The organism is Vibrio sp. 1562, assembly GCF_033340155.1.
Classification (GTDB): domain Bacteria; phylum Pseudomonadota; class Gammaproteobacteria; order Enterobacterales; family Vibrionaceae; genus Vibrio; species Vibrio alginolyticus.
Genome location: NZ_JAWOVY010000473.1, coordinates 1 through 632, shown reverse-complemented (window position 1 = coordinate 632; position 632 = coordinate 1). Strand labels below are relative to the sequence as shown.

Genomic DNA, 632 nt, shown 5'->3' with positions numbered 1-632 from the left:
TAGAGGATTCTGATATTAGAAAGGTGTATATCCCTGTGCCAAACCACAAAAATGAACTCCCAATATTAGTTAGCTGCGAAACTAAGCCATCAAACAGATTCTTAATTTTATGCTCTAAAGGTATGACAGAGCGACACGATAAACTCACAAACATGATTTTAAGCGATAGGGATAAGTTTGAAACAGATGTCGGTGAAATGGACCATTATCCAAAAATCGCTGTAATAAACGCCTATGACCGAGAGTTGGCGATGCCATCGTTGAATAACCCAGAAATTACATTAATTATTAAAAAGGCTTTGTATCAGCTCAGTAATTTGACAGACGACTATTTGCTAGCAAAGTTTAAGTTAAAAACGGTATATAACGAACTAGTAACCGCACAACTCCAATACGTAAAGTCATTCAGTTCTGTGCAAATCATTAAAACAAAGGAGCTGTTACATCGAGGTTTTTCAATACCCAATATTAAGTTGCGTGGAACAAGGGAACTTAGCCACTCTTTACTAGTACCAGTTAGCAATAGCAAAGATACCTTAAGAGAAGTACGGGAGTTTGCAAAAGGAAGTGGTACTGACTTCGTATTGCCCATCTGTATAAATAATGGCAATGTGGTGTCAGACCAATTTGTG

At 37.3% G+C, this 632-nt stretch carries 1 protein-coding gene; it reads left to right on the top strand.

Features of this window, described 5'->3' with window-relative positions; genetic code table 11:
• Positions 1-35 precede the first annotated feature (35 nt).
• Positions 36-632: hypothetical protein (locus tag R7Z49_RS25890; RefSeq protein ID WP_318112532.1), on the top strand; the 597-nt coding region annotated here is incomplete at its 3' end.